Below are 26,504 nucleotides of genomic sequence, written 5' to 3'. Positions count from 1 at the left end.
TTAGCGGCGTGACATTCGATACGCGAGGAATTGCTAGGCTGAAGGCATGACCGAAAATACTACCTTCGACGCTGTTGCAAGCGGCGTCGATATTGCCGCGCTAAAAAGCCACATCGAAACGAACTTCGAGAAGATCCTCGAAGAGCTCACTTCCCTGGTCGCGATCCCGAGCATCGCATGGGAATCCTTCGACCCGCAGAACCTGGAAAAATCGGCTGCGGCAGTGGCCGAATTGGCCAAGTCGGCCGGGATGGAGACCGTGGAAATCCTGCGCGAGCCTGCGCAGAACGGCGCTATGGGCGCACCTGCCGTGGTAGCCCAGCGCAAGGCGGCACCCGGAAAGCCAACCGTGCTGCTGTATGCACACCACGACGTCCAGCCTCCGGGCAACGAGGCGGACTGGAAAACCCCGGTATTCGAAGCCACGAAGGTAGGGGACCGGCTGTTCGGCCGCGGTGCCGCTGACGACAAGGCCGGCATCATGGTCCACATCGCGGCGATGCGCGCCGTGCTGGACCTCATTGGCGATTTCGGCGTCGGCGTGACCTACTTCTTCGAGGGGGAGGAGGAAGCCGGATCCCCATCATTCCGCAACTTCCTCGAAGCCCATCAGGACAAGTTGGCAGCAGATGTGATCGTAGTTGCCGACTCGTCCAACTGGTCGGTTGGAACCCCAGCACTGACCAGCTCGCTGCGCGGCATGTGCGCAGCGGAGATCACCGTCCGCTCGTTGAACCATGCAGTTCACTCGGGCATGTTTGGCGGACCAGTTCTCGATGGCCCGATCCTCGCCGCCAAGTTGATCTCCAGCTTCCACAACGAGGACGGTTCTGTTGCCGTGGCCGGCCTGGTTGCCAACGACATCGCTGAAGTCGACTTCGACGAAGCCGAATTCCGCAGGGACTCCGGCGTTCTGGAATCCTTCCAGCTTGCCGGCACCGGCAAGATCACCGACCGCTTGTGGAATAAACCAGCACTGAGCGTGATTGGAATGGATATCCCGAGTGTCGACCACTCGTCGAATACCTTGCTGCCGGCAACGCGTTTCAAGGTATCGATGCGCCTGGCCCCAGGGCAGAATCCTGCAGATGCGCTCAAGGCCCTTGAAGCACACGTCAAAAGCGTTGACCTTCGCGGCGCCGAGGTTGAATTTGTCGCCACCGAAGCAGGCAACGCCTACAAGGCGAACCTGGACGCTTCGGCAAATGACACCGCGCGCTGGGCGCTTGAACAAGCTTGGGGCGTTGTACCAGTGAATATGGGCCTGGGTGGATCAATTCCATTCATCGCAGATTTACTGGAAGTTTTCCCGAAGGCGCAGATCCTGGTGACCGGTGTCGAGGATCCCGATTCGCGTGCGCACTCGGCCAACGAGTCGCTGCATCTAGGCGACTTCCAGCACGCAATTGAGGCTGAAGCCCTCATGCTGGCGAGGATCAACGCCAAGGGACTATGAACCGTGTCATACGGAGAGACGCAGGGGAAGAATTCTTCAGCGTAGCGACGTAGGATAGAAGCAAGAACAGAGGTGCCGGTTCCAGTAACAAATCTGGAGCTTGGTGCCGCATCGAGCAGTATGGGAGGAAAATCATGACTGCATCTGTTGACCAGACCAAGGGCGATCCAACTGAGGTGCCAACCCATGAGGTGGAGATTTCCGACGTGGCGGCCGACAAGGTTCGCTCGCTTCTGGAACAGGAAGGCCGGGATGATCTTCGTCTCCGCATCGCCGTGCAGCCAGGTGGCTGCTCGGGCCTTATCTACCAGCTTTACTTCGATGAGCGCATGCTCGACGGCGACGCGGTACGCAACTTCGATGGCGTTGAGGTCATCGTTGACAAGATGAGCGTCCCGTACCTCGCTGGCGCGTCCATTGATTTCGAGGACACCATCTCGAAGCAGGGCTTCACCATCGACAACCCGGCCGCATCGGGTTCCTGCGCCTGTGGAGATTCCTTCCACTAGGCCGTAGGGAACAAACGCCGCTGTTCAAACGTTGAAGAAATTTCTCGTTAGCACAGCGGCGTTTTTCGGCATTCTGACCCCAAAGAGGGTAAGCTCTACATTAAGTAGTAAAACTATGTTTCCCTTCGTGAGCCACCTCACCGTGCAACTCGTTTAAACCACGAGGTGACTTATGAAGACCACATTCTGCACCAACAAAGAGGAAGGGCCGTCTGTGAGTTCGCAAGACCGAACCGGCAGTCGCGGGTCCGCTAAAGCCAAAGTACTGGCTTTAGTCGGCACTGGCGCATTGCTGTTGACGGGATGTACAGCGGAGGCAAAACGCGGTTGGCTCCCAAACGTGGAGCGCGACACCACCAACCACACCGGGGCAATCCAGGATTTCTGGGTTAACTCGTGGATCGCTGTTATTGTCGTCGGCGTATTGACCTGGGGATTGATGCTCTGGTGCGTCATCGCCTACCGCCGCCGCAAGAACGATACGGGTTACCCGCGTCAGCTGAGCTACAACCTGCCATTGGAGATCTTCTACACGGCCATTCCTTTGGTCCTTGTTCTAGTCTTCTTTAGCTTCAACAACACCCTGGAAAAGCAGATCAACGCCCCTGTTGATTCTGAGGTCGTAGTCGATGTCCGAGCCAAGCAATGGTCTTGGGACTTCAACTACAGCTACCAGGGCACCGAGAAGTATTACGCCGGCGAACAGGCTCACCTGAACACCGATGGCTCGGAAGGCGTTCGCGAAGAACTGCCAACCCTGTACCTGCCAGCGGGCAAGTCGGTAACCCTTGAGCTGAATAGCCGCGATGTCATCCACTCCTTCTGGGTACCAGCCTTCTTGCAGAAGCTGGACATGATCCCAGGCAAGACCAACTACATCTACCTGACTCCACAGGTTGAAGGCAGCTACGACGGAAAGTGCGCCGAGCTTTGCGGCGAGTACCACTCCGAGATGCTCTTCAACGTCGAGGTTGTCAATGAGTCCGAGTTCAAGGCTCAGCTGGCAAAGATGGAAGATGGACATATTGGTGAAGAGTACGACCGTAAGCCAGATGTTGTTAACGGCGTCGTAGTAGAGCACGGGGAAGGAGAGTAATCATGACAACGTTTGAATATGCAACTGACGACGTGAAGTCGATTGCTCCAGCCGTAGTGCCGAAGTCCAAGGGTCGTCTGTTCGTCGACTACATTACTTCGACCGACCACAAGAAGATCGGGTACATGTACCTGATCAGCTCGTTCATCCTGTTCTGTGTCGGTGGCGTTATGGCGCTGCTGATTCGTGCAGAGCTGTTCGAACCAGGCATGCAGATCCTGCAGACCAAGGAACAGTACAACCAGCTGTTCACCATGCACGGCACTGTCATGCTCTTGATGTTCGCAACCCCGCTGTTCGCAGGTTTCGCCAACGTCATGATGCCCCTGCAGATCGGTTCCCCGGACGTGGCCTTCCCACGTCTGAATGCATTGGCTTTCTGGTTCTTCTCGCTGGGCTCGCTGATCGCTCTGGCCGGCTACCTCACCCCCCAGGGTGCAGCTAGCTTCGGTTGGTTCGCTTACGCTCCGCTGTCGAACACCACCTTCTCGCCAGGAATCGGCGGAGACCTCTGGGTCTTCGGCCTTGCACTGTCGGGCTTCGGTACCATCCTAGGCGCCGTCAACTTCATTACCACGATCATCTGCCTGCGTGCACCTGGCATGACCATGTGGCGCATGTCGATCTTCTCGTGGAACACCTTGATCACCTCGTTGCTGGTCCTGATGGCTTTCCCGCCACTGGCAGCTGCGCTGTTCGCACTGGGTGCAGACCGCCGCTTCGGTGCCCACATCTTCGATCCAGAGAATGGCGGTGCCGTACTATGGCAGCACCTGTTCTGGTTCTTCGGGCACCCTGAGGTCTACATCATTGCTTTGCCGTTCTTCGGCATCGTCTCCGAGATCTTCCCAGTGTTCTCCCGCAAGCCGATCTTCGGCTACAAGGGCCTGGTCTTCGCGACCATCTCGATTGCTGCACTGTCGGTTTCCGTGTGGGCACACCACATGTACGTCACTGGCTCGGTAATGCTGCCGTTCTTCGGCTTCATGACCATGCTGATCGCAGTTCCAACCGGTGTGAAGTTCTTCAACTGGATCGGAACCCTGTGGCGCGGCTCGATCACCTTCGAAACCCCAATGCTCTGGAGCATGGGCTTCATGATCACCTTCCTGTTCGGCGGTCTGACCGGTATTATCCTGTCGGCTCCGTCGCTGGACTTCCACGTATCGGATACCTACTTCGTTGTGGCTCACTTCCACTACGTAGTCTTCGGTACCGTTGTGTTCGCGATGTTCGCTGGCTTCTACTTCTGGTGGCCGAAGTGGACCGGCAAGATGCTCAACGAGCGTCTTGGCAAGATTCACTTCTGGTTGCTGTTCATCGGCTTCCACGGCACCTTCCTGATCCAGCACTGGCTGGGCGTTATGGGCATGCCACGTCGCTACGCCGACTACATGCCTGAAGATGGCTTCACCACCATGAACCAGGTTTCGACCGTCTTCGCATTCATTCTGGGTGCGTCGATGATTCCATTCTTCTGGAACGTGTGGGTAACCCACCGAAACGCCAAGAAGGTCGAAGTAGATGATCCATGGGGCTTCGGCGCATCGCTTGAATGGGCAACTTCTTGCCCTCCACCACGCCACAACTTCCACTCGATCCCTCGCATCCGTTCCGAGCGTCCGGCACTGGATCTGCACCACCCGGAACTGAGTGGACGGGTAACCCCCGAAACTCCGGTTGCGAAGATCTTCGGCTCGGCTGACCAGAAGGACGTGTAACGATGAAAGTTGAATCCTGGATTTTCCTGGGTGGCGTCTTCTTCTTCACCCCAGTAGCGATTGTCTACGGTTACATGACCAACTGGAGCGAATGGGTCGGATTCCTGGCATTGCTGATGCTGGTCGCATTGTCCGCGATGGTAGGTGGCTACTTGCTATTCACCGCTAAGCGCGTTGGCAACAGGCCCGAGGACCGCGTGGATGGCGAAATCCACGAGAACGCCGGCGATATCGGAATGTTCTCCCCATGGAGCTGGTGGCCACTGGTCCTGGCTTCGGCTGCAGCGATTGGCTTCCTTGGCCTCGCTGTGGGCTGGTGGGTCTTCTTCATCGGCGCCGGTTTGGCCGTCGTTGGCGTGACCGGCTGGGTTTACGAATACAGCCGTGGCGATCACGCTCACTAGGCAGTAACCCTAACGGGACGACAAGCAATTTTGCTTGTCGTCCCGTTAGTCTTTTAATAGGGGTTCCTCGATGGCGATAGGCCGTCAGGATATTTGGATCAAGGAGAAGCAGCATGCGCCACGCACCGCAGCCACATGTCCAGGCGCACCTTGATCCGGTCAGCCGGCAAAGCAAGTACCGGCAAATCCGAGAGATTCTCAAGACCCATGCACGCGAGGCCTGCAAACCCGGCTACAAGCTTCCGCCCGAACGCGTGCTGGCAGAGCACTTCGGCGTGGCCCGCAAGACCATCCGCCAAGCCATCGATGCCTTAGTGGATGAACAAGTGCTCAAACGCGTGGTGGGAATCGGCACGTTCGTCGTGCCCGAAAAATTGGACCTTCGTGTCCGCCTGCATTCCTACTCCGAAGATATGATGCGCCGCGGCATGGTTCCCGATGCCCATGTACTCGAATTCGCGGAGATTAAAGCCAGCGCCACCTTGGCTTCGCAGCTGATGGTGGAGGAGGGTACTGCCGTAGTCCAGTTCAAGCGCCTGCTGCTGGCCGATGGCACCCCCATGAGCCTGGACGAGAACTATATGCCTGCCGATCTCGTGCCTGGCTTTGTGGATGGCGAGCCGCCGTCAAAGCTCTATCAGGCATTGCACGAGCGCTATGGCATCTTGCTCGAATGGGGTGAGGACCAGGTGGAAAGCACTGCGGCGAGCAAGCGGCAAGCCGTGCTCCTGGGCGTAGAACCAGGCTTCCCGCTCCTGCAGATCACCCGGTATGCCTACATCGGCGATCGGCTAGCCGACTACTCGGTCTCGCTCTACCGCTCAGACCGCTACAAGCTCTTCGTGCCGTTGCAGCGAGTGGGCACACGCACGCCTCGCTACACCGATACTTTTTAGGCCTGGCCTGGCCAGGCGGCCGGCTGCTTCGATTCCAACGCGCAAGTGCCAAGCACCCCCCGTCAACCATGCCCAAGGATGCCATATCTGCCGTTCAAAATGGTTCCGGGCATCAACTACTGAATAAGCACTCCCGCAGCCTGGTCCGCCGGTATGGAGCTATAGCAGGAGCAAGCAGGTCTCCCGCACACGGAAGAAGATCGCGGCGCAAGCTCAAAGCCGCTTCAAGGCAGCAGGACATGGAATGTCGACGGAAGTTGAAAAGTGGACACTCCAGCCGCCCTGTCCAGTGGGAAACCAGCCACACTGGTGCGATAGGCCGTAGCGAAGATCCAATATATCCCTAGATCACACAGCCTTGTTTGCAGCGTGATTCTGCCATCCGGTCGATGCGTCCAGAGTTATTCCGTCATCCAATTCAAACGATTCTGAAGCAGGACTGGAGGGCATGGTGCCTGCCGGGCATTCTTTCTGGCAGGGGAGCAGCCTTTGGAAGAGCGCTCTGGATATCGGCTCGGCCATGCCGAGCGCCAAAACGGGAGTCTGAACTGCTGCATTCGAAGTCTTGGCGAACGTGATTGCGGAACTGAGCTCGTCCCCAGTCTGGAGAGCCTTCGCTGGAAAGACGAATGCACTGAGCAGCTCTCCGCTCCGGTTCGGCCCGGGACGATTCCGGGCAGCTGCGCCAGTCGCAACTGGCATTGGCGTGTAGCATTCGATTCCAGCCAATCCAGAATGGCTGCACTGCAGGCCGGCAGTAGCATTCAGCCCCGAACGGCATTTCTGACTGAAGTGCCAAACAGGATGGCCAATTCTTCTCCGCACTGGGGAGCGCAGCTCGATACGCGGCTAGGGGAGCAGGAACGGACTTTCCACCCTGAGCACCCGGCAGTGCCAGATGCCGTTCTAAGCCACTGGAATTTCGATGGGCGTCCACCATGCGTCTTCGGAGCGCTCACCGGCGCTAGGCTCACTGGGACCGCTGGGAAAGCCGGGTTAACGAAAAGAGGGACACACCTTGCGGTGTGTCCCTCCTTTTGTGACTAACTCAGGTCGCTATTACTTGGCGATCGAGTCCTGCGTGTCACCCTCAACCTCATGGTGGCCGTGGGCTGCATGAGCAGCTTCCAGCTCCGATGGGGTTACCGGGGCGACGCGATCTTCGAAGAAGAACTTCGAGATTGCTGCACGACGCTTCTCCGAACCGGAGACGTGTCCTGCTGCGTCAGGCTGAGCCGGGATGTACTGGCGATCAACGTAGTTGGTCAGCAGGTAACGCTTGTAGACGTCGACTTCCTCGTGCTTCTCCGAGAAGCCGCCCTCAGGCGACATCTGGATGATGCCAGCTTCGCGGCCATGCAGGACGATCTCGCGATCCTTGCGCTGCAGCGACAGGCAGATACGGCGAGTCAACCAGAAGGCGAAGATTGGGCCCAGGAAGAACAGCGTACGCAGCCAGTAGGTGACATCGTTCAGCGACACGTGGAAGTGGGTCGCGATCAAGTCCGAGGAAGCAGCAGCCCACATGACGCAGTAGAAGACTACGCCGGCAGCGCCCACTGCGGTTCGGAATGGAGCGTTGCGTGGACGGTCGAGCAGGTGGTGCTCGCGGTTGTCCTTGGTGATCCAGCGTTCGATCCACGGCCATGCGAACATCACTGCAAACAGTGCGCCTGCAGGAACCAGTGCTGGCAGCAGTACCGACATCACCAGGGTGTTATCGCCCCATGGGAATGGAATGATCCATTCGAAGCTGAAGTTGCCCAGGTAACCTGGCATCAAGCGCAGCGCGCCATCGACGAAACCGATGTACCAGTCCGGCTGGGTACCAGCCGAAACAGGGGATGGGTCATATGGACCGTAGTTCCATACCGGGTTGATCTGGAACAGGCCAGCAATGAATGCCACGATGCCGAAGACGATGAAGAAGAATCCACCGGCCTTGGCTGCGTATACCGGACCAACCGGGAAGCCAACAACGTTGTCGTTGGTGCGGCCTGGGCCAGGGTACTGGGTGTGCTTGTGGGTCACGACCATGAACAGGTGCACAACGATCAGCAAGATGATGACCGCAGGAACAATCATGATGTGCAACGAGTACAGTCGCGGAATCACGGTATCGCCAGGGAACTCGCCGCCGAAGAAGAACATCGACAGGTAGGTGCCGACGATCGGCAGTGCCTTCATGACGCCATCGATAATGCGCAGGCCGTTACCGGACAGCAGATCATCAGGCAGGGAGTAGCCGGTGAAGCCGGCAGCAAGACCCATGATCAGCAGCACGCCGCCGACAACCCAGTTCAGTTCACGTGGGCGACGGAATGCGCCGGTGAAGAATACGCGCAGCATGTGCACGGACAGGGAAGCGACGAACAGCAGTGCCGACCAGTGGTGTACCTGTCGCATGAACAGGCCGCCGCGCACGTCGAAGGAGATATCCATGGTCGAGGCCATAGCCGTCGACATGCCGATACCCTTCATCGGTACGTACGAGCCGTCGTAGACGACGTGAGCCATCGACGGATCGAAGAAGAAGGTCAGGAAGGTGCCCGAGAGCAGCAGCAGTACGAAGGTGTACATTGCCACTTCGCCGAACATGAACGACCAGTGGTCCGGGAAGATCTTGCGACCGAATTCCTTGACCATGCCCGAAGCGCCGACGCGGGAATCCACGAAGTTGGCGATGCGACCGGTAGCGGTCGATGCCTGGTATTCGTTAGTTGTCGTCATGATTAACCACGCTCCCAGTAGGACGGGCCAACTGGTTCGTGGAAGTCACTCTGAGCTACCAGGTAGCCCTCGGAGTCCACGGTAATTGGCAGCTGTGGCAGTGCGTGGCCAGCTGGGCCGAAGATGACCTTGCATTCCTGCGTCAGGTCGAAGGTCGACTGGTGGCAAGGGCACAGCAAGTGGTGGGTGTGCTGCTCGTACAAGGCAATCGGGCAACCCACGTGGGTGCAAATCTTGGAGTATGCGACGATGCCGTCGACGTTCCAGGTTTCGCGTCCCTCGGAGATCTGCATTTCTGCTGGATCCATGCGCATCAGCAGAACGACGGCCTTGGCCTTTTCATTCAGCGGGTGCTCGGTCTCGTTGAGGCCTTCTGGGATCACGTGGAATGCGGAACCGATCTGCACATCCGAAGCCTTGATCGGGGTACCAGATGGGTCGCGGGTCAGACGGATGCCCTTGTCCCACATGGTGTGGCGCAGGGAATCGATCATCTCGTTCGCGGTGTTACCGGTGCGATCCAGGTCGCGGAACATGAAGATTGCTGGGATTGGCGCCAAGGCGATGGCACCGATCAGGGTATTGCGGATCAGCGGACGACGCTTGATGCCGGACTCTTCGAGCACGGTATCGATGATTTCGACGGCATCCTGGCGATCTTCTTCCGAGCGGATCTCGTGGCGCATTTCCATGAGCTCGTGATCCGGCATCAGGGTCTTGGCCCAGTGAACAATACCCACACCGATACCGAGCATCGCGAAAGCGGTGCCCAGTCCCAGTGCAGCGTTCTGCACACGCAGTTCAGCGAAGGTCATCTCGCCCAGGTGGCCCAGGACGAAGTAGGCCACGAAGAAGAAGAGCGTGCCGATGATGGAGATGGTAAATAGGAGCGCTACTTGACGCTCATGTCGCTTGGCTGCGCGCGGATCGCGGTCTGCGAGACGCGGACGATGGGGTGGTAAGCCCGGATCTGGGAATCGATCCTGAGCTACATCGTCAGCCTTAGCAACGGTGCCCGAGTTTTCGGGACTGCCGTGACTATGGTCGCCCATGTTTCTCTCTCATCCTTCTGTTAGGAATTTATGTACGTAGTGATGGTTACGGCCGAGGCCGCGGGTTTGCCTTAGGAAGGACGCGAGGTCAACCAAATGGTGAAGGCAATGATGATACCCAGACCTGCGGTCCAGGTGAACAGGCCTTCAGCAACTGGACCCAGGGAGCCCAGGGCTGCACCGCCAGCGGAACCATTTGCTTCAATGGTCTTCAGGAAGGTGATAACGTCACGCTTCTCTTCTGGGGTGATGTTCGAGTCGTTGAACACTGGCATGTTCTGTGGGCCGGTAGCCATCGCTTCGTAGATGTGCTTCTCGGATACACCGGTCAGGGTTGGTGCGAACTTGCCGCGGGTCAACGCGCCACCGGCAGCAGCCGCGTTGTGGCACATTGCGCAGTTCACACGGAAGACGGTGCCACCGTGGGCGGCGTCGCCCTGGGTGGTATCCAAGTATTCCTCATCAGGGATCGCTGGGCCTGCACCCAGGCTTGCAACATACGCTGCCAGCTGGGAGATCTGCTCGTCGTCGAACTGTACTGGCTTGACCTGGGCCTGCGGGCCCTGCATCTGCATCGGCATACGGCCGGTGCCGACCTGGAAGTCAACAGAAGCCGCGCCAACGCCGATCAGCGATGGACCGGAGTCAGAGCCTTCGGCATTCATGCCGTGGCAAGTAGCGCAGTTGGCGACGAAAAGCTTCTGACCTTCTTCTACATCGGCCTGCGATGCAGAAGTGGTCTCAGCTGCCTTCGCTTCGCTGATGTTACCGGCTGCAGTGTAAAGACTGCCGGTAATCAGCAATCCGAACAGAAGCAGGGCCACAGCGGCGAGCGGGTGGCGGCGCTTTTTCGAAAGAGCCTTCACTTGCTGGTTCCTCACTTAGTTTCTTTGGTGTGGTGTTGCCGTACTTCTTGTTGAGGCAACTAATGAATTTAAGTTGCTACTTCAAGAAGTAGATGATCGCGAACAGGGCGATCCAAACAACGTCAACGAAGTGCCAGTAGTAGGACACGACGATGGAGCCGGTTGCTTCGAAGTGACCAAACTTCTTAGCCAGCATCGCACGACCAATGATCAGCAAGAATGCAATCAGACCACCAGCGACGTGAATGCCGTGGAAGCCGGTCGTAATGTAGAAGGCCGAAGCGTAGGAGTTCGAGTCGAATGCCACGCCCTCGCTAACGAGGACAGCGTATTCGTAGGCCTGAACCGAAACGAAGATCGCGCCAAGGATGAAGGTAAGAATGAACCATTCAATCATTCCCCATTCCTTGAAGTTGAAAAGCCCACCGGAACGGCGAGGCTTGAATTCTTCGGCACGGAACACGCCTAGCTGGCACGAGAACGAGCTGGACACCAGGATGATGGTGTTAACCAGCGCGAACGGTACGTTGAGCTTGGCAGTTTCAGTCGCCCATAGTTCGGGCGCGGCAGCCCGGAGGCTGAAGTACATGGCGAAGAGGGCGGCGAAGAACATGAGCTCGCTGGAGAGCCACACCATCGTTCCCACCGACACCATGTTTGGGCGGTTCGGCGCATGTGGCGCCGTCGTATTTGGGGCATGAGTCGCAGTTGTCACACTGACATTATGTCTCTAAATGCCCCTCAGATACCAATGCAAAAGCGGGTTGGCAGAGGTTTGTTGCGCCACATCTTGGCAACATCCGCGGAAACATGCGGAAGTACAGAGAAAACTCTTTCTACAATTCGTAGAGCTTCATCCGGCGAGTCTCACGAAACAATCATTTATGCAACGAAAGTGTTTCGTATTTAACCCCAGAAACTAGGCATTTTTAGCGACCTGAGCCACATCATCTAACGACATGAATTGGGTAGCGCCCCGGTGTCTGGATAGGCTTTCCCATGTGTCAACGAGCCTTGTAAACGAAAAGTTCCCGACGTGGCCAGATCTATTGGCCACCCTGATCAACGGTGGCGATCTCAGCCGCGAACAGGCCGCTTGGGCAATGAATGAGATCATGTCCGGCGAGGCGAGCGACGTTCAGATTGCCGGGTTCCTGGTTGCACTGCGATCCAAGGGTGAAACCGTGGCCGAATTGACCGGCTTGGTGGACTCCATGGTCGCCAATGCGCGCCCCTTGACCATCGATGCACAAACTTTGGACATTGTTGGGACCGGTGGCGATCGCCAGAACACCGTCAACATCTCAACGATGGCCACACTGGTGTGCGCTGGCGCCGGCGTGAGCATAGTTAAACACGGCAACCGCGCATCCTCTTCGTCCTCGGGTTCCGCCGACGTGCTTGAAGCATTGGGCGTCCGCCTGGAGGTACCAATCGAGCGCCTTGTAGAGGTGTATGACAAGGTTGGGATTGCGTTCTGCTTCGCCAACGTCTTCCATCCCTCGATGCGCCACGTTGCCGGAGCACGCCGTCAATTGCGCATACCAACCGCTTTCAACTTCATGGGCCCCTTGACCAATCCCGCATTGCCCAGCGCATCCGCCATCGGCTGCTCCGACATGGTCATGGCACCAATCATGGCGGGCGTTCTTGCAAGCCGTGGCGTGCGTGGCCTGGTCTTCCGCGGGGATGACGGACTGGATGAACTAACCACCACTGCAGCTAACCGCGTCTGGGAAGTGCGCAACGGCACGGTCACCGAGTTCACGTTCGATGCCCAGGACGTGGGATTTGCCCGTGCGACGCTTAATGATCTGCGCGGTGGAGATGCACTACATAACGCAGGGGTTGTACGAGATGTCATCTCCGGGACTCCCGGACCCGTTCGAGATGCGGTCCTCCTGAACGCGGCTGCCGGAATGGTGGCTTACAGCGATACTGCTGAAGGCAGTTTCGAAGATCGCATGCGGGCGGCGATTGGGAAAGCGGCGCATTCCATCGATTCCGGTGCGGCGAAGGCGACCTTGGAAGCCTGGTCCTCAACGACCCAGGCGATCGTAGGCGCGTAGCACCGTCAGATGCCAACGAAGCCGGACTTTGGTTCGCGATTTTACAATCGCTGAACCGAAGGCCGGCTTTGTTCTTGAAAAGTCCTTAGTCGCCTAGGCCAAGGGAAAAGGCTGCTTCAAGATCATGTTCCGAATATGCGCGGAATGCAATGTGGGTCTGGGTGCCGCGGATGCCTGGAATCTTGGAAAGCTTATTGGCAATGACTTCGGCGAGGTCCTCGTGCTTGTTGACTCGTGCAATTGCAATCAAGTCCCAGTCGCCTGCTACGGAATAGACTTCGCTGATGCCCGAGATTGCGGAGATCTGCTTAGCGCATTCAGGGATACTGTCCGTTGCAGTCTGGATCATGACGAATGCGGTGACCATCACTGTGCCTTTCGGTTCTAACTTATCGCCTGCCAGGAGGCGGCTGATCTGGAATCAACTCTAGTCGAAAAGCAGCGAATGAGAGGCATGGGCGCATCGCCCCGCTTCGCATAGTACAATGATTTTAATTTGTAGATTCAGATACAAAGTTTTACAATTGTTCCATGATTGTGTTGACCATTGACCAGCGGCGTTCACGTTCCACCGAAGATAAGGTGGAGGCTCTAGTCAAGCAAGCTAATGCTACCGTTCCAGTGGTTCGCCCCTTCCAGCGAACCGCCGGCGATGAAGTTCAAGCTGTCTTGGATAACGCCAACGAAGCTATTCGCTTGGCAGTGATGATGGCAGCTTCAGGGGACTGGAGTGTCGGCATTGGCTTTGGGCAAGTCGAAACGCCACTGCCCGAAGAAACCCGTGCCGGCAGGGGACCTGCCTTTGAATATGCTCGTGTCGCAGTTGAGCGGGCAAAGAACACCAATGCGCATCTAGCTGTTCATGGACCGTCGCATGAAGCCACCCGTCTGGAAGCCGAGCTCCAGCTGACTGCCTGCATAGTTTCAAAGCGACGGGCCACGGCATGGGAAGCGGGCACTCTGGCCGACGAAGGCCTGACCCAGCAGCAGATTGCCAAAGAATTAGGAATCACCCAGCAGGCTGTCTCTTCTCGTCTGTCGGCCGCGCTATGGTTTGAGGCGAACCGAATGATGGATGAAGCTGCCAAATCGCTGAACCGACAGCTGAAGATGCTAAAGGAGCAGTAAATGCTTTGGATCGCTTGGGGGAGTCTGAGCCTGGCGGCGTTTGTCTCTTGCATAGCTGCCTACCTTGGCTATGCCATGGGCAAACGAGCTCGTGTCCGCGACTGGCTAGTTGTGGGCTCTGCCCTGTTCGCCATTCTCTCGGCCCTGCTGGCAGTTGCTTCTCAAACTTCGTTGGAGCAGAACGGGCTTTCGCCGGTGTACGCGATCGTCCTGAGTTCCATCTTTGCCATTAGTTTCGGCGGTCCGTTTACGGAACTTGTTTTCCGGCTTGCTGCGAAGAATGATGTCGAGCTCCAAAAGGAGGAGTCCGACCCTTCACCGCTTCGAGGCGGGCTGTGGATCGGACTCCTGGAGCGCACGGCCATCGTTGGAAGCCTCTGGGCCGGTTGGCCAGAAGGCATTGCCGTCGTCTTGGCGGTCAAGGGTCTTGGCCGGTTCTCTGAACTGAAAAACCATCGCGCCGCCGAACAGTTTATTCTGGGGACTTTCGCCAGCGGTCTCGTCGCTGCCGGTTCCTACGGGCTCGGCCTGCTATTTACCTAGCCGCTTGGCCACCATTGAGGTAACCAGCCGACGCCCCATCAAGAATGCGCCCAGAACCAGTGTCGCGACGATGATGAAGGGGAGTGCCGCAGTGGAATCCATGCCAACGCGAAGCGCAAGGCCCGCTGCTACGGTCACCACCCAGACCAGTACGCCAACAGGGAAGAGCTTGTTGATCGTGGTCCAAGGCTTGGACAGCAAGGTCACGACGACGTAGGCAACCAAGAACGGCAGGGCGGTCATCAGGATGCCGCCAATGCTCAAGGCATGCTCGTGTTCACGTCGACCGAGCAGGGCGAATAGAACAATGAGAACAACGTCGACAGCCATCCACAGCGGCCACTTACGAATAGAATCCTTCATGTACTCATCATAGGTTTACCCCGGTGTCCGCGAGTAATTCGGCGTTGGCTGGATCGTTGTCGGTTCAGACACAGAAGGTCGCCGTCGAGGCTCGCCCGAATGAGCTCACGGCCATGGTGGCCGCAGCTATTGTTCTAGCATTAGTCCTATGAAGATCTGGCCTGGCAATGCATGGATGCAAACGCACCAGATCGCCCTCTATTTATCCGCGATCACTGCCGGTTGCGTTCTCGGCCTGGCCTTGCCTGCCGCAAGCAAGGGTCTCGAGAACTCGGTTAACCCGTTCCTTGGGTTGCTGCTCTACGCTACTTTACTGGGCATGCCGCTGACCCGTTTTCCGGAGGCCTTCCGGGACACTCGCTTCATGGGTGCACTGTGCGCGGTCAACTTTGCCGTGGTGCCGCTCGTGGCCTTCGGGCTATCGCGAATAGTGGCGGGGGACCAGGCACTGCTCTTCGGCGTGCTGCTGGTCTTGCTAGCGCCGTGCATCGACTACGTTATCGTCTTTACCGGCTTAGCCGGGGGAGACAGCCAACGGTTGCTGGCGGCCACACCGCTCTTGTTGATCTTGCAGATGCTGCTCGTGCCGGCATACCTCTATATATTTGCTGGACCCTCGGCGATCGACGTGATCGTGCCAGCTCCTTTCCTGGGGGCACTGCTGGGACTGATCGTGCTCCCACTGCTGGCAGCAGCACTCACCCAGGCACTCGCCAAACGATTTACCTGGGCAGAGCCCATCGGGGATTGGGCCGACTATCTAATGGTTCCGTTGATGATGGGAACGCTATTTAGCGTGGTGGGCTCGCAGATCTTCACGGTGAGAGCAAGCCTGGGTCAATTAGGGCTGGCCATTATGGTTTTCGCTCTGTTTATCTGCATCATGAATGTCCTTGGATACTCCGCGGGGAAACTCTTCAAGCTGCCCACCGCCTCGCGGCGGGCAGTTACTTTCAGTGGCGTCACACGCAATTCTCTGGTGGTGCTTCCCCTGGCCCTGGCTTTGCCCGCGGAGCTGGAATTAGCCTCTGCCGTGGTCGTTAGCCAGACCTTGGTAGAGCTAATTGGAATGTTGGTGATGGTTCACTACGCACCGAAGCAACTCACACCAAGTAGTTCGAGCCTTACCCTGCTATGTCCGGATTAAACAGAATTTGCCTGGCCAAGAACACATGGAAGTGACCGGGCCAGGCAAATTGGATTGAGGAGTCAGGGCATTCAGTGATGCCCAGGCGAAAGCAGCCTGCTCCTCATAGAATCCATGATTAGTGCTCGCCACCTGGAGGGCCAATGAAAAGCATGGTCGAGAAGATACCGGCAATAACGACGAATAGCAGGACCGTGGTCAGCGCCGGGCGGGCAACAAGCCAACGCATCGTCGCGTCGGTCCACTTGCGATCATCTGGATGATCGGTTGCCTCGGTACGCCAGGTACCTTCCAGCTTTCCCTTGCGTTCCAGCCACTTGTCGTAAGGAATGGTCAGATATGGGACGACGGCGGTCGCGGCAGCTCCAATGATCAGCGACTTCCTCCAGCGCTGATTCATGCCAATGAGCACAGCCATCGTTGCATAAGTCAGGAAGACAAAGCCGTGGATGAAGCCGGCAATGGAAACAGGCCAATCACCAACCTTGACGACGTACTTCAAAATCAATGCAATGATCAGCATCGTCCATGTGACAGCTTCAGCGCGGGCAACTAGACGGTACAGGGCGCTTGGAGACATAGGGTGTTTTCTGTCCTTGAAGGTAGATAGGGGAGTAGTCCGGGAACTCGGTCAAGTACTAGCCTATCTGGCTCCAGGGATACCGCCGACATCCTGCCCTGGAGCATGGAGTTCCCGGTTGACGCAGCACCTACTTGATTTCTAGGCAGGCCCTTGCTGCAGGAAAAGCACCGGATGCACTTGGACCCAGATGCCCCAATGCGCCTGAATCTGGCAGGATGGCACCCATGATCCACGCAGTAGTTTTCGATTTGGACGGAGTGATCCGCAATTTTCCCGAGGCCGCCACTGCTGACGTTGAAATGGAATATGGGTTGCCATCAGGCACTTTGAACGCGGCGGCTTTCGACCCTGCTCGCCTGGAACGACTCACTACAGGTAAAATATCTCGTTTGACATGGATCAAGGAGATTGGGAAGAGCGTTGGATCCACGGAAGCCGCCAACGCATGGGGTCTCATAGAGCCCGTTGTAGATCGCGATGTGCTGCAGCTACTCGACGATCTACAACGTGCAGGTATCACCACCGCCATTCTCACGAACGGCAGCGGCACCATTGACATCGAACTTAAGCGGCAAGGAATCGCCACCCACGTCGCCCGAGTATTCAATTCAGCAAAAATCGGTTATCCGAAGCCAGACCGACGAGCATTTCTGCACGTAATCAATGCTCTGCACCTGTGTGCAAACCAGATCCTCTTTACCGACGATTCCGCCGGGAAACTTGTCGGGGCGACCGATCTCGGGATCCACACACATCACTTTACTTCCGCTGCGGATTTGAGGTCGGCATTGACCGGGCGCGGTGTACTCTACCCGGATCGATCATCGTTTGGAATAACATCAAGGGGAGTGGCAAGAGGAAAGCGCCCTAGTTCTCGAATACCTCCTGATAAACGTCCCAGAATTGATCCATCGAGCGCGGAGCCCCAAGCAGGACGGCCTCCAGATACATGAGATGCGTTTCCCATCCCGCCAGGTAATTCGAGACGCCAACGCTGAGTTTGGAGTGGCTCAACGCAAGTTCAGCTCCGAAGAGGCTCGACTGCAGAGTCAAACTAACCTCCGACACAGATTCTTCCGGAAACTTCCAGGACATCACGAGGGCGGATGCTGGCTCGACCTGTTCAATCCGGCTTTCGCAGATGTAGTTTTCCGCATGCTCGATCTGCACAGTAGAACCCACGTCAAGGCCTCCAGCGACGTGAGTTCCCAGCCAGAGTGGCAATGCCTGACGATCAATCATTGCGTGCCAAAGCCTGTCGGTCGATACGCCGAAGGACCCCCTGAGATCCACAGATCCCGCCGAAGCGTCCGCGAACTTTCGAATGATGGGCATGAAAAGAGCCTGCTTCGATATACGGGGCAGCCAGCACAAATGGCTGCAGTGAGACCCTGCGTGGGGAGTCGTGGATTTCCATTACTTTACATAATGTAGATTATCGGCTTATTCGCAATGTCGCTGGAAGTAGCCATATTCGTCCATTTACGCCACGGATTTCGAAGGCCGCTTACTGCTCAGCTTGTTGACGCTGATCCTGCAAATCCAGCCGGTGCCTCGCGAAGTCCAGGGTCTGCCGAATGAACTCGCGCGATCGCTCATCATGCATCGAGTAGATGACATGGCGGCCGGACTTCCTCGTTTGCAATACACCAGCTGCTCGCAGCTTGGATAGCAATTGGCCGGCAACCGTTGGACTAACGCCGATCAACTGAGCCAAATCGGACAGGGAAAGATCGTCCATGGACAGCGCCCAGAGCATCTGGAGCCTTGCCGGATCCGACAAGGTTTTGAGTACCGTTGCCGACATGTCCAAAAGATCGCTGGAGACGATCTCGTCTTCAGCCGTTGGGACAATGAATTCGCTGGTCATCTCACGCGCTCCCTCTCCGCATTTCGCCCGCCCTGGTCCGATTCAACTGCTTCAACCCAGCTCTATGGGTGTGTCCATTATGGCCACGGATCAAGATAAAGCGATAGGTATGCTCAAAATTCACAAGACTAAACAGGCTCGTAGCCATCTTTGGGAGCACTCCCCTATTTAAATCATCCGTTTCGAAATAAATCGAAGGCTTCTTGACTAGGCACTTTAACGTCGCCTCGGCACCGCAAGGCATCCCTGCAAGCTGGAATGGTGGCGATTGCATCACAGAAGATTGGCCGCGTCTGCGCTCAGTGGCAAAATTTAGATATGGCTAATCCGTTGCTACGCATTCCCCACGGGAATAAGTACGCTCTTCAGATCCGCGAAGCTCTCAAGCTGCAAGGTATCGAAGTTGACCCGGTTCAGAGTGATCTGATCGACGTTCTAGGACGTACTTTGCGTACGACGATGACGGCAAAGCACCCTGGCGTCTACATTTATGGCCCTCCTGGTCGAGGCAAAACCCTCATCATCAATACCTTGGTCTCGGTGCTGCCTGAAACCACGACAGCGCGCTTCCATTTCCACGAGTTCTTCCAGCGCGTAAATTCCCCGGTCAACCGTGTCCCGGGCCAGCCGCTGGGCGCGATTTTCTCGCAAGGGCTTGAGCGCGAGCTAGCTGGACTGCAGTTGCTGGTCTTCGATGAGTTCCATTGCACCGAACCTGGCGACGCGATGTTCATGGCCAAGCTCATTCGGCATTGCACGGAACACGAGATCCAGCTGGTCACTACGTCGAACTACGGGCCGGAGAAGCTGCTTGACGATGACACTTTCCATCACCTGGTTCAGCCAATTATTGACCGGATCCAACGGGACTTCACTGTATTCTCGCTGGATCATTCGGTGGACTACCGACAGCTCGCCGCCGATCCCGAGCAGGTCTTGGACGGGTATCGGAGAGGCACGCTAAATCTCTTCGAAGCACCAGGAGAACTGCCGGTCCACGATACGATGATCCAGATCGGCTACGACGAAATCGGGCCAGTCCACGTGAATGCGGATGAGATCTGGATCAGCTTCGATCAGATCTGCCGAACCCGCCGCAACACTGCCGACTATCTGGATTTGGCAAGCCGGTATTCGCGCTGGCATATAACCTGCATCCCAGCTAGTGCCACCATGCCAATGGATGAGGAACGCCGATTGGCGAATCTTATCGATATCTTCTACGACAAGAACGTGGAAGTTCATCTGTACGCCGCAGACAATCTGGGCAATCTTGGACACATGCTGCATGACACTGAAAAGGCCCGACTCACCTCGCGCCTGGCTCAACTTCAGCTCAACGAATACGAACGGACTAGCGCTTGCCGATGAACACCGAGTACACCGCACAGGACATCGAGAATATCGTTCGAGAAGTCCTGGAGACTGCAGATGAGAACCTCATACTGCCTATTGTCCAACTGGGACATCCCGTTCTCCGCCAGCAGGCGGTGGCCTACGAGCAGCAGCTTCCACAGGAACTGCTCGAAGAACTCCTTGAAGCAATGCGCCAGACCATGTACGACGCCCCGGGCGTAGGACTCGCCGCTCCTCAGGTGGGTATCCCCCTGCAGATTGCCGTGCTCGAAGATCTCTATCCCATTCCGGAGGAAGCTGCCTCGCACAGAGAGCGTGAGCCGCTGGAGTACTTCGAGATTTTCAACCCCGTATATACGGCATCAACAGAGCGCGCGGCAGTCTTCTACGAAGGTTGCCTGTCTTTCGAAGGATTCCAAGGCGTAGTGAGGCGGCCCGCCGATATCACCGCCACTTATAAAGACCGGGACGGTCAGGAAATAACTCGAAGCTTCTCCGGTTGGCAGGCCCGCATTATCCAGCACGAAACTGATCATCTGTCGGGCACTGTCTATATCGACAAAGCACTTACCCGCTCCTTGATTAACGAATCCGAACTGTGGCGCCATGAAAGCATGGACGTTGCAACTGCACAAGAGGTTCTGAAATTCTAATGTTCTCCGGCACCACGAACGTTACTTGCCCGGTCTGCGAGCAACCCCTTGGCTTCGAGGAAACTCGGGATAGAACCCTGAGTTGCGAAACCGGGCATCGTTTCGACGCCGCCAAACAGGGTTACTTCAACTTCCTTACTGGCAAAGGAACGAACTTCCTCGAAGACACCTCGGCCATGGTCCAAGCCCGCGATGCTTTCCAGTCGAAGGGACATTATGAGCCTCTGGCGCGCGCGCTGTCCGAGCTGATCAATGATCATCACGACGGACATTCGCTTGACGTGCTGGATGCGGGCGCAGGTACCGGCTACTACCTGGGGAAGATTCTAGAGAACTCTCCTGCTGCTGAACTTGATGCTTTGGCTCTGGACATCTCCCGCTTTGCCATGCGTCGTGCCGCGAAGGTTCCAAGCACGCTCGCTGTGGTCTGGGATGTCTGGCGCAAATTGCCTACTGCCGATCGATCACGCGATGTGGTGATCAACTGCTTCGCACCGCATAACCCGGCAGAGTTCCAACGTGTACTGCGTACTGGTGGATTATGCATTGTCGTGACCGGCGAACCAGATCATCTCAACGAAGTCGTCGACCCGCTGGGCATGCTCACCGTAGGACAGGGCAAGCAAGCCGCCTTGGTGGAAAAATTTGCGGCTGAAGGCCTTAATCATCGCGGATCCAAGAATCTGACATATCGGATGAACCTGAATGCGGACGATCTCTATAACCTTGCATTCATGGGTCCGTCCGGGCACCACCTCTCCCCTGAAATTCTTCATCAGCAGACGCTGGCGTTGGGTTCCCAGCCTGTAACAGCTTCCTTTGGAGTACACGCATTCGTCACGCAGGGCTAGAAGATACCCCAAAATGACTACACCTTTTATCTGCCTTCTACGGCAGAATGTAGGAAAGACCAGTTACGACTGGTCAATGTCCTAACAGAATTTAGGTGAATGCCATGACAACAGCCGAATGGATCATCAGCAACGCTTGGGTGATCTGGCTGGCACTGTTCTTGCTGCTGGCGATCATCGAGATGCTTTCTCTTGATCTCTACTTCATCATGCTCGGCGTAGGTGCCCTTGGTGGTGTAGCGGTCGCACTGCTCAGTGGACCCATGTGGTTGCAGGTCCTTGTATTCTGCGTCATTTCATTGTTGATGATCTTCCTGGTTCGACCTATTGCCGTCAAACATTTACGGAAATCACCCGAGGGCTTCCGCACCAATATCGAGCGATTAATCGGTGCGGATGCACTTATTCTCGAGCCGACCTCGCGCATGTCGGGTTCGGCCAAGATCCGTGGAGAGATCTGGACCGCCCGTGCTGAATCCAGCGTTCCGACAATGAATCCCGGCACCTATGCCGTGGTTTCACGTATCGACGGGGCAACTGCATACCTCACCGCGAAGTCCCCTGACCCTGCAAACGGCTAGCTAGCCTGACGCCCCCAAATTCATCACTACTGCACAAGGAAAGAGAGTACGAACCATGAATTCAGATGGTTTTGGCTTGACTATTGTGCTTGTCGTTCTGGCAATCTTCGTGATTGTCGTCCTGCTGCGCAGCGTGCGCATCGTGCCGCAGGCACGTGCTGGCATCGTTGAGCGCCTCGGCAAGTACAACCGAACCCTAAATCCCGGTCTGACAATCCTGATCCCCTTTGTGGATCGCTTGCTGCCGCTGCTGGACCTGCGTGAACAAGTTGTTTCCTTCCCGCCGCAGCCAGTTATTACCGAGGACAACTTGGTAGTTTCGATTGATACCGTGGTCTACTTCCAGATCACCGAGCCGCGTGCCGCGACGTATGAAATCGCTAACTACATCCAGGCCGTAGAACAGCTGACCACCACTACGCTTCGTAATGTCGTCGGTGGCCTGAATCTGGAAGAGGCCCTGACTAGCCGCGACCAGATCAACGGCCAGCTGCGTGGTGTCCTTGACGAGGCAACCGGCAAGTGGGGCATCCGTGTTTCCCGTGTCGAGCTGAAGGCTATCGATCCACCGCTGTCCATCCAGGACTCGATGGAGAAGCAGATGCGCGCCGAGCGTGACCGCCGTGCTGCCATCCTGACCGCTGAGGGCACCAAGCAGTCCTCCATCCTTACTGCCGAAGGCGCACGCCAGGCTTCCATCCTCGAAGCCGAGGGCGATGCACAGGCCGCAATCTTGCGCGCTGACGGCGAGTCCCAGGCCATCCAGAAGGTCTTCGATGCAATTCACGCCGGCAAGCCGGACCATGAGTTGCTCGCCTACCAGTACCTGCAGACTCTGCCGAAGCTTGCCGAAGGCACTTCGAATACCCTGTGGGTGATTCCAAGCGAACTGACCGAAGCACTCAAGGGCATCGGCGGAGCGCTGGGCGGCAACGGATCGGGCAGCAAGCCTGCCACTCCGGAATCGCCATCGGCCCCAGGTAGCAACCTGTAGCAACAGCTGGTTTAGAACCGATTAGCCGTCTGCGGCGAGGTGCATACAATGCACCTCGCCGCAGACGCGTATAATGGATGTTTTGGCACCAAGAATTATCTTCACCTCTAGTCGGAGGGAATTATTTCCGAGTGCCAAACGTTGGTACGTGTAGCGAATTCTTCAATCATCGCGGAGGGAAAACATGAGCGATCGCAGCCTACGAGGCATGCGCCTGGGTGCACAGAGCATGGAATCTGAGGCAGGTGTGGAGCCGGCTGCCCGTCAGCGTGTGGAATACCGTACCGAAGAGGGCGAGACCGTCTTCGTCGTCTTTGCTGCCGAAGCTGAAATTCCAGCAACCTGGCACACCAAGACCGGTAAGGAAGCCAAGCTCGTCCACGGCGAAGCCAAGGCCGAAGAACCGGGCAATGAAAAGCCTGTCCGTACCCACTGGGACATGCTTCTTGAGCGCCGTTCCGAAGAAGAACTGGAAAAGACTCTGGCAGACCGCCTCCAGCAGCTGCGCGCTGCTCGCGGGGAAACTGCCTAATCTCCCCCACGCACGGTTCCATGCTGCCTTAGCATGGCCGTAGGGGCTTGGTTGAGGGCTGGGTTTGATGACCGATGGTTATCAAACCCAGCCCTCACTCTTTTGCCTGTCTGCTATGGGGCTCAAAGACCACGCCCAGTATTTTCAACTGCGTCAAAGAGCCTGCATGAAATTGCGCGGCCAGCGCCGCCGGCCTAAGCAGCTTCGTAGAAGCTATCTTCATCCTGCACAGTCCGCCTTTGGGGCGGTGGGCTGGTTTGTATTTCACTGCCTGCCCGAGACCTGATGATGATTCCTGGTTAAACGAACTGGCGTGCAACGATCCATCGTTGCACGCCAGTTCGCTTAACCACGGGTATTACTTCTTGGAAGTCAGCTTCTTCCACCGGGCGCCCAAGCCCCAGCGGGTGACATTCCACATTGCTTCGAACACAATGTTGCCGCTCATCTTCGACGCGCCCAGTTCGCGCTCTACGAAGGTCACGGGAACTTCAACGATCGTCTTGCGCAGCATGGCCACGCGGAAGGTCATGTCCACCTGGAAGCCGTAGCCGCGCGACTCAACGGCGTCAAAATCGATTGCTTCCAGGGTTTCGCGCTTGAAGGCGCGGTAGCCTGCGGTGATGTCGCGCAGAGGCAAGCCCAGCATGGTGCGCGAGTAGAAGCTGCCGCCGCGCGAGATGATCTTGCGCAGCATTGGCCAGTTCACGACTTCGCCGCCCTTGACCCAACGCGAACCGATTACGAGATCTGCGCCCGCGGCACTGGCTTCCAAAAGGCGTGGAAGCTGCTCTGGCATATGCGAGCCATCGGCATCCATCTCTACCAGTACGTCGTAGTCGCGAGCCAACGCCCATTCGAAACCTGCAATGTAGGCGGCTCCCAGGCCATCCTTGCCGGTACGGTGCAATACGTGGATATTCGAGTCCTCAGCAGCCATCTTGTCTGCAAGTTCTCCGGTGCCGTCAGGCGAGTTATCATCAACGATCAATACATCCGAGTCAGGAACTGCGGTACGCAAGCGTCCTACGGTCAGCGGGAGCGACTCCAGTTCGTTGTAAGTCGGAATGATTGTAATGACGCGCACGCGGCGGCACCTTTCTGGGTATACAACACAAAGCCTCTTGCCTGCTCGGCGTCGACTGCATGGCTTATGCAGGACACCGGGTCGAAAAGAGTTAATCCAAACTCAAAGTATAGTCATCATTTGCCAATCAGCGCGCTGGAGACACCGCATTAACGAACGATCCTCAGTGACTTCGGCCCTATTCTCCACGCCGAAAGGCACAGAGAATGTTATCTAAGGTCACTGAGGATCGTTGTTTAAATTGCGTAGTTTCCAACGCAATGCATGTGCATCTCGAAGAGGCGCTTAGACCAGCCTAGTGGGTACCCCACCTAGGCTGTCAACCATCAAATGACTTCACTCTTTACCTAGACACCACTAGTCAGGGCCAATTTTGCGAATTCATTCTGCTTATTGAGCATCTGTTTCGCTTTAAGCCGATTCGCTTGGCTCAAGGGTATTGAAAAGCGTGATTCCAGCGCGTACTGTACGCAGGCACTGCGGAATTTCCTCATCAACGACCGGAAGCATCGGAGTTCCAGCTCGTGCATCGGTACTCCAAGAACTGATTCGGACGTCCGGAGTTTGCACAGCAAGTTCAGAGGCAGTCCACACTGCAAAAGTCGCCGGCGCGCCGATCACGAGCTGCCCGGCGAACGGGTTCATCTCCCCCATGGCGCGGTAGGTGGATCGGGTTTGAGCCAAGAAGGCCGCACGAGCCGAAATGCGAGCCTCAGCATTCGTCATGTTCATGCCGGCGCGAACAACCTGCCAGCCATCAACCTCCGTTACCGGAGCATCAGAGCCAAGCACCATTGGCACACCAGCCGAAAGCATAGCGGAGAGGTTGTTCATCGATGCTGCGCGCTCCCCCAGGCGCTGCGCGTACATGCCGTTCGAGCCGCCCCACGCCTGGTCGAAGACCGGCTGCATCGAAACCATGATGGCGTACTGCAGCAAACGGGCCCGCGAGTCTTCATCAACCATCTCGACATGCTCCAGACGGTGCCGGCACATCTGCAGCTTAGCTGCCCCAATCTGCTCAGCAGCCAGGTCAAAACCTGCCAACACCTCGTCCAGGGCGCCGTCTCCGATCACATGGAACGAGGCCTGGATCCCCCGGGAACTGCAAGCGACCAGGTGGGCCGCAATTTCGTCACGCTTCAGATACAGGGTGCCGCGTTCGCCCGGCTGATCGCTGTAGTCTTCGCGCAGGTACGCCGTGTGGCTGCCTAGCGAACCATCCACGCGAAGATCGCCACCCAAGCCCAGCACCTTTCCCGTTGGGAAGGATGCGACCAGCTCCTGGGCGATGTCTGCATCGCTAACCAGTTCGCCCCAGTAGGCATGGACTTGCGGCAGTTCAGGGTTGTCGATGGCCAGCAACTGCTCCAGCGCCTCTCGGCCCTCAATATGCGGGGCCGCCATCTCCACAACGCTGGCGAAACCACGCGAGGCGTAGTGCTCCAGTGCCAGGCGCTGGTATTCCTGTTCGGCCTTCTGCGTATTGGTGAGTGCTTCACGCACGGCGTCGTGATCCGCACCAGAAATGATGCCAGCGGCGAGGTGGCCCAGGTCCAGCAGATCCAGCAGTTCCCGATTGACCAGGGCACTGTGCACATCGCGACGCGCCAGGTAATAGCCGCGGCCTTCCGCGGCACTGGTCAGGTCGGTTTCCGCGGGCAGCTGCTGGTCAGCCCAGTTCGAGTTGTCCCACCCCTGAGCCAGGACCAGCTTGGTCGACTTCTGCGCCTGCTCGGCGACGAGGGAAAGCAGCGAAGAAGCCGAGGTTGCTGCACCCAAATCGGCTCCCGAAAGGGTGCGGCCCAAGGCGGCAAGGTGCGTGTGGGATTCGACGAACGCCGGGGTAATCAAACCACCATTGAGGTCGACCACTTCGTCGACGGCAGACGCGTGGCGCTCGGCTGCGTCTTCGCCGCCCAACCATGAAATGGTGTCGCCGTCCACCACCATTGCGGTAGCAAATGGATCGGCCGCTGAGTAGATGGACCCGTTTCGGTAGAGTGTTTTTGCCATC

At 57.0% G+C, this 26,504-nt stretch carries 28 protein-coding genes; 17 read left to right on the top strand and 11 right to left on the bottom strand.

Annotated elements, in window-relative coordinates:
* Positions 1–46 precede the first annotated feature (46 nt).
* The 6 genes from ACWICV_RS02770 (at position 47) to ACWICV_RS02745 (ending at position 6,082) form a co-directional block, all read left to right on the top strand.
* On the top strand, positions 47–1,456 hold the full coding sequence (locus ACWICV_RS02770) for a dipeptidase (protein ID WP_402473133.1): 1,410 nt from the start codon (positions 47–49) through the stop codon (positions 1,454–1,456).
* 134 nt (positions 1,457–1,590) lie between these two features.
* Positions 1,591–1,965, top strand: coding sequence for a HesB/IscA family protein (locus ACWICV_RS02765; RefSeq protein ID WP_105658344.1), 375 nt, complete (start codon positions 1,591–1,593; stop codon positions 1,963–1,965).
* A 214-nt stretch (positions 1,966–2,179) separates the two neighbouring features.
* Entirely contained in the window at positions 2,180–3,061 is an 882-nt protein-coding gene (ctaC, locus tag ACWICV_RS02760; protein ID WP_105658345.1) for an aa3-type cytochrome oxidase subunit II, read from the top strand.
* Positions 3,062–3,063: 2 nt separating this feature from the next.
* Complete coding sequence (gene ctaD / locus ACWICV_RS02755) at positions 3,064–4,782, top strand: aa3-type cytochrome oxidase subunit I (RefSeq protein WP_105658346.1); 1,719 nt, start codon at positions 3,064–3,066, stop codon at positions 4,780–4,782.
* Positions 4,783–4,784: 2 nt separating this feature from the next.
* Positions 4,785–5,186, top strand: coding sequence for a cytochrome c oxidase subunit 4 (locus tag ACWICV_RS02750; RefSeq protein WP_105658347.1), 402 nt, complete (start codon positions 4,785–4,787; stop codon positions 5,184–5,186).
* Between the two features lie 113 nt (positions 5,187–5,299).
* Complete coding sequence (locus ACWICV_RS02745; RefSeq protein WP_454090775.1) at positions 5,300–6,082, top strand: GntR family transcriptional regulator; 783 nt, start codon at positions 5,300–5,302, stop codon at positions 6,080–6,082.
* A 1,059-nt stretch (positions 6,083–7,141) separates the two neighbouring features.
* On the opposite strand, the gene qcrB is transcribed toward ACWICV_RS02745, so the two are convergent.
* The 4 genes from qcrB to ctaE all read right to left on the bottom strand — a co-directional run bounded on the left by qcrB (position 7,142) and on the right by ctaE (position 11,445).
* Entirely contained in the window at positions 7,142–8,812 is a 1,671-nt protein-coding gene (qcrB, locus tag ACWICV_RS02740) for a cytochrome bc1 complex cytochrome b subunit (RefSeq protein ID WP_105658350.1), read from the bottom strand.
* A gap of 2 nt (positions 8,813–8,814) precedes the next feature.
* Entirely contained in the window at positions 8,815–9,864 is a 1,050-nt protein-coding gene (qcrA, locus tag ACWICV_RS02735; protein ID WP_105658351.1) for a cytochrome bc1 complex Rieske iron-sulfur subunit, read from the bottom strand.
* Between the two features lie 71 nt (positions 9,865–9,935).
* The gene (gene qcrC / locus ACWICV_RS02730) at positions 9,936–10,730 is read right to left on the bottom strand and encodes a cytochrome bc1 complex diheme cytochrome c subunit (protein ID WP_105658352.1); all 795 of its coding nucleotides are present in this window, start codon (positions 10,728–10,730) and stop codon (positions 9,936–9,938) included.
* Between the two features lie 76 nt (positions 10,731–10,806).
* On the bottom strand, positions 10,807–11,445 hold the full coding sequence (gene ctaE / locus ACWICV_RS02725; RefSeq protein WP_105658353.1) for an aa3-type cytochrome oxidase subunit III: 639 nt from the start codon (positions 11,443–11,445) through the stop codon (positions 10,807–10,809).
* Positions 11,446–11,731: 286 nt separating this feature from the next.
* Between ctaE and trpD the strand changes: the two genes are divergently transcribed.
* Positions 11,732–12,799, top strand: coding sequence for an anthranilate phosphoribosyltransferase (trpD, locus tag ACWICV_RS02720; protein ID WP_332594750.1), 1,068 nt, complete (start codon positions 11,732–11,734; stop codon positions 12,797–12,799).
* 85 nt (positions 12,800–12,884) lie between these two features.
* Here trpD and ACWICV_RS02715 read toward each other — a convergent pair whose 3' ends face one another.
* On the bottom strand, positions 12,885–13,166 hold the full coding sequence (locus ACWICV_RS02715; protein WP_105658354.1) for an Lrp/AsnC family transcriptional regulator: 282 nt from the start codon (positions 13,164–13,166) through the stop codon (positions 12,885–12,887).
* 164 nt (positions 13,167–13,330) lie between these two features.
* Here ACWICV_RS02715 and ACWICV_RS02710 point away from each other — a divergent pair, with 164 nt between their 5' ends.
* Together ACWICV_RS02710 and ACWICV_RS02705 are read left to right on the top strand one after the other, a co-directional pair.
* Complete coding sequence (locus ACWICV_RS02710; protein WP_332486221.1) at positions 13,331–13,927, top strand: sigma factor-like helix-turn-helix DNA-binding protein; 597 nt, start codon at positions 13,331–13,333, stop codon at positions 13,925–13,927.
* Positions 13,928–14,470 (top strand): hypothetical protein, encoded by a 543-nt coding sequence (locus ACWICV_RS02705; RefSeq protein WP_208294227.1) that lies wholly within the window; start codon positions 13,928–13,930, stop codon positions 14,468–14,470.
* On the opposite strand, the gene ACWICV_RS02700 is transcribed toward ACWICV_RS02705, so the two are convergent.
* A complete protein-coding gene (locus ACWICV_RS02700; RefSeq protein ID WP_105658356.1) occupies positions 14,459–14,833 on the bottom strand; it encodes a DUF3054 domain-containing protein in 375 nt (124 codons plus the stop codon). The two genes, ACWICV_RS02705 and ACWICV_RS02700, sit on opposite strands and share 12 nt — an antisense overlap.
* Before the next feature lie 148 nt (positions 14,834–14,981).
* Between ACWICV_RS02700 and ACWICV_RS02695 the strand changes: the two genes are divergently transcribed.
* Positions 14,982–15,980, top strand: a complete 999-nt coding sequence (locus ACWICV_RS02695; RefSeq protein ID WP_454090776.1) for a bile acid:sodium symporter — start codon at positions 14,982–14,984, stop codon at positions 15,978–15,980.
* Between the two features lie 118 nt (positions 15,981–16,098).
* Here the strand turns inward: ACWICV_RS02695 and ACWICV_RS02690 are convergent, their stop codons facing one another.
* The gene (locus tag ACWICV_RS02690) at positions 16,099–16,560 is read right to left on the bottom strand and encodes a DUF3817 domain-containing protein (RefSeq protein ID WP_332486229.1); all 462 of its coding nucleotides are present in this window, start codon (positions 16,558–16,560) and stop codon (positions 16,099–16,101) included.
* A gap of 227 nt (positions 16,561–16,787) precedes the next feature.
* Here ACWICV_RS02690 and ACWICV_RS02685 point away from each other — a divergent pair, with 227 nt between their 5' ends.
* Positions 16,788–17,516: an HAD family hydrolase gene (locus ACWICV_RS02685; RefSeq protein ID WP_454090777.1), complete on the top strand. Its 729-nt coding sequence runs from the start codon at positions 16,788–16,790 to the stop codon at positions 17,514–17,516.
* Here ACWICV_RS02685 and ACWICV_RS02680 read toward each other — a convergent pair.
* Together ACWICV_RS02680 and ACWICV_RS02675 are read right to left on the bottom strand one after the other, a co-directional pair.
* A complete protein-coding gene (locus ACWICV_RS02680; protein WP_454090778.1) occupies positions 17,431–17,898 on the bottom strand; it encodes an SRPBCC domain-containing protein in 468 nt (155 codons plus the stop codon). The two genes, ACWICV_RS02685 and ACWICV_RS02680, sit on opposite strands and share 86 nt — an antisense overlap.
* A gap of 172 nt (positions 17,899–18,070) precedes the next feature.
* A complete protein-coding gene (locus ACWICV_RS02675) occupies positions 18,071–18,433 on the bottom strand; it encodes an ArsR/SmtB family transcription factor (protein ID WP_105659237.1) in 363 nt (120 codons plus the stop codon).
* A 318-nt stretch (positions 18,434–18,751) separates the two neighbouring features.
* Here ACWICV_RS02675 and zapE point away from each other — a divergent pair, with 318 nt between their 5' ends.
* The 6 genes from zapE (at position 18,752) to ACWICV_RS02645 (ending at position 23,400) form a co-directional block, all read left to right on the top strand.
* Positions 18,752–19,804: a cell division protein ZapE gene (gene zapE / locus ACWICV_RS02670; protein ID WP_454090779.1), complete on the top strand. Its 1,053-nt coding sequence runs from the start codon at positions 18,752–18,754 to the stop codon at positions 19,802–19,804.
* Positions 19,801–20,442: a peptide deformylase gene (gene def, locus ACWICV_RS02665; RefSeq protein ID WP_454090780.1), complete on the top strand. Its 642-nt coding sequence runs from the start codon at positions 19,801–19,803 to the stop codon at positions 20,440–20,442. Before zapE ends, def begins: the two co-directional genes overlap by 4 nt.
* Entirely contained in the window at positions 20,442–21,293 is an 852-nt protein-coding gene (locus ACWICV_RS02660) for a putative RNA methyltransferase (RefSeq protein WP_400289052.1), read from the top strand. The genes def and ACWICV_RS02660 overlap by 1 nt, the downstream gene beginning before the upstream one ends.
* A 104-nt stretch (positions 21,294–21,397) precedes the next feature.
* Positions 21,398–21,874: an NfeD family protein gene (locus ACWICV_RS02655; RefSeq protein ID WP_105657869.1), complete on the top strand. Its 477-nt coding sequence runs from the start codon at positions 21,398–21,400 to the stop codon at positions 21,872–21,874.
* A 55-nt stretch (positions 21,875–21,929) separates the two neighbouring features.
* The gene (locus ACWICV_RS02650; RefSeq protein ID WP_105657849.1) at positions 21,930–22,868 is read left to right on the top strand and encodes an SPFH domain-containing protein; all 939 of its coding nucleotides are present in this window, start codon (positions 21,930–21,932) and stop codon (positions 22,866–22,868) included.
* 184 nt (positions 22,869–23,052) lie between these two features.
* Positions 23,053–23,400: an RNA polymerase-binding protein RbpA gene (locus ACWICV_RS02645; protein WP_105657848.1), complete on the top strand. Its 348-nt coding sequence runs from the start codon at positions 23,053–23,055 to the stop codon at positions 23,398–23,400.
* Between the two features lie 358 nt (positions 23,401–23,758).
* Here ACWICV_RS02645 and ACWICV_RS02640 read toward each other — a convergent pair whose 3' ends face one another.
* Positions 23,759–24,487, bottom strand: a complete 729-nt coding sequence (locus tag ACWICV_RS02640) for a polyprenol monophosphomannose synthase (RefSeq protein WP_105657847.1) — start codon at positions 24,485–24,487, stop codon at positions 23,759–23,761.
* A gap of 411 nt (positions 24,488–24,898) precedes the next feature.
* Positions 24,899–26,503 carry an amidohydrolase gene (locus ACWICV_RS02635; RefSeq protein ID WP_332727055.1) on the bottom strand — a complete coding sequence of 535 codons (1,605 nt, stop codon included), beginning with the start codon at positions 26,501–26,503 and terminating at the stop codon, positions 24,899–24,901.
* Between the last annotated feature and the right edge of the window lies 1 nt (position 26,504).

The organism is Glutamicibacter sp. NPDC055354 (assembly GCF_053644955.1).
This window is presented reverse-complemented; position numbering and strand designations above follow the sequence as displayed.

Excerpts from the sequence above, each read along its gene's own strand:
- ACWICV_RS02770 (WP_402473133.1), top strand. The coding sequence starts at position 47 with ATGACCGAAAATACTACCTTCGACGCTGTTGCAAGCGGCGTCGATATT.
- ACWICV_RS02765 (WP_105658344.1), top strand. The coding sequence starts at position 1,591 with ATGACTGCATCTGTTGACCAGACCAAGGGCGATCCAACTGAGGTGCCA.
- ctaD (WP_105658346.1), top strand. The coding sequence starts at position 3,064 with ATGACAACGTTTGAATATGCAACTGACGACGTGAAGTCGATTGCTCCA.
- ACWICV_RS02750 (WP_105658347.1), top strand. The coding sequence starts at position 4,785 with ATGAAAGTTGAATCCTGGATTTTCCTGGGTGGCGTCTTCTTCTTCACC.
- ACWICV_RS02745 (WP_454090775.1), top strand. The coding sequence starts at position 5,300 with ATGCGCCACGCACCGCAGCCACATGTCCAGGCGCACCTTGATCCGGTC.
- qcrB (WP_105658350.1), bottom strand. The coding sequence starts at position 8,812 with ATGACGACAACTAACGAATACCAGGCATCGACCGCTACCGGTCGCATC.
- qcrA (WP_105658351.1), bottom strand. The coding sequence starts at position 9,864 with ATGGGCGACCATAGTCACGGCAGTCCCGAAAACTCGGGCACCGTTGCT.
- ACWICV_RS02715 (WP_105658354.1), bottom strand. The coding sequence starts at position 13,166 with ATGGTCACCGCATTCGTCATGATCCAGACTGCAACGGACAGTATCCCT.
- ACWICV_RS02710 (WP_332486221.1), top strand. The coding sequence starts at position 13,331 with ATGATTGTGTTGACCATTGACCAGCGGCGTTCACGTTCCACCGAAGAT.
- ACWICV_RS02705 (WP_208294227.1), top strand. The coding sequence starts at position 13,928 with ATGCTTTGGATCGCTTGGGGGAGTCTGAGCCTGGCGGCGTTTGTCTCT.
- ACWICV_RS02700 (WP_105658356.1), bottom strand. The coding sequence starts at position 14,833 with ATGAAGGATTCTATTCGTAAGTGGCCGCTGTGGATGGCTGTCGACGTT.
- ACWICV_RS02695 (WP_454090776.1), top strand. The coding sequence starts at position 14,982 with ATGAAGATCTGGCCTGGCAATGCATGGATGCAAACGCACCAGATCGCC.
- ACWICV_RS02690 (WP_332486229.1), bottom strand. The coding sequence starts at position 16,560 with ATGTCTCCAAGCGCCCTGTACCGTCTAGTTGCCCGCGCTGAAGCTGTC.
- ACWICV_RS02685 (WP_454090777.1), top strand. The coding sequence starts at position 16,788 with ATGATCCACGCAGTAGTTTTCGATTTGGACGGAGTGATCCGCAATTTT.
- ACWICV_RS02680 (WP_454090778.1), bottom strand. The coding sequence starts at position 17,898 with ATGCCCATCATTCGAAAGTTCGCGGACGCTTCGGCGGGATCTGTGGAT.
- ACWICV_RS02675 (WP_105659237.1), bottom strand. The coding sequence starts at position 18,433 with ATGACCAGCGAATTCATTGTCCCAACGGCTGAAGACGAGATCGTCTCC.
- zapE (WP_454090779.1), top strand. The coding sequence starts at position 18,752 with ATGGCTAATCCGTTGCTACGCATTCCCCACGGGAATAAGTACGCTCTT.
- def (WP_454090780.1), top strand. The coding sequence starts at position 19,801 with ATGAACACCGAGTACACCGCACAGGACATCGAGAATATCGTTCGAGAA.
- ACWICV_RS02660 (WP_400289052.1), top strand. The coding sequence starts at position 20,442 with ATGTTCTCCGGCACCACGAACGTTACTTGCCCGGTCTGCGAGCAACCC.
- ACWICV_RS02655 (WP_105657869.1), top strand. The coding sequence starts at position 21,398 with ATGACAACAGCCGAATGGATCATCAGCAACGCTTGGGTGATCTGGCTG.
- ACWICV_RS02650 (WP_105657849.1), top strand. The coding sequence starts at position 21,930 with ATGAATTCAGATGGTTTTGGCTTGACTATTGTGCTTGTCGTTCTGGCA.
- ACWICV_RS02645 (WP_105657848.1), top strand. The coding sequence starts at position 23,053 with ATGAGCGATCGCAGCCTACGAGGCATGCGCCTGGGTGCACAGAGCATG.
- ACWICV_RS02635 (WP_332727055.1), bottom strand. The coding sequence starts at position 26,503 with ATGGCAAAAACACTCTACCGAAACGGGTCCATCTACTCAGCGGCCGAT.